A 686-nucleotide genomic window follows, 5' to 3' on the forward strand; every position below is an offset into this window, starting at 1 on the left:
GAATCAAGGGCGACAGCTTCTACTTGAAAACCAAATCGTGCGATTTGGTGATCTAATCGGTCAAGATAAGGCACAGAATCATGGACATTTCCAGGTGTGACATAGGCATCGGTGATAATGTTATATTTCATATCCGTTGTGCGGTGATCTAAATAGAAAAAACCTTCTGGTTTGTTTTCGCGATACAGATATCCACTTTCGGGATCAGTCGTACTGTGGCGGATCTCTTTTTCAGCTTTCACCTCCTCTTTGACTATTAGTGGCTTTTTTCCGTGTTCCTCCCGATCTTCTTGGATGGCTTCATTTAAATCTTTGATATAGTTTTGTGTATCCTGTTCAATCGTTTTTCTTGTGTATTTATGCTTGTTGGCATTGGCTTTAAGGTGAGTGGAATCGGTGAATAGGACACGTCCGCCCACCATATCATGATTGATGGCCTGAAGAACGATCTCATCAAAAATGTCTTGAAAGATGGTTGTATCTTTAAAACGTGTGCGTCTGTTCCAGCTGATGGTGGAGTGGTGCGGAACTGGATCGTTTATGTTCAATCCGAGAAACCATCTGTACGCCATATTGTAGTAAATTTCTTTTTCGAGCTGTCTTTCTGAACGGATACCATAGAGGTATCCGATAAACATCATTTTGAATAAAATCAGCGGATCAAGTGAGGGGCGGCCTTTGTTTTC

The 686-nt window shown here is 41.5% G+C and carries 1 protein-coding gene; it reads right to left on the reverse strand.

Annotated features, from left to right (window positions below):
• The coding region (locus LNN34_RS13730) for a transposase (RefSeq protein WP_229043654.1) at positions 1 to 686 on the reverse strand (686 nt) is incomplete at both ends.

The sequence above is a fragment of the Bacillus sp. AF23 genome, from assembly GCF_020861455.1.
Lineage (GTDB): Bacteria > Bacillota > Bacilli > Bacillales > Bacillaceae > Bacillus > Bacillus halotolerans.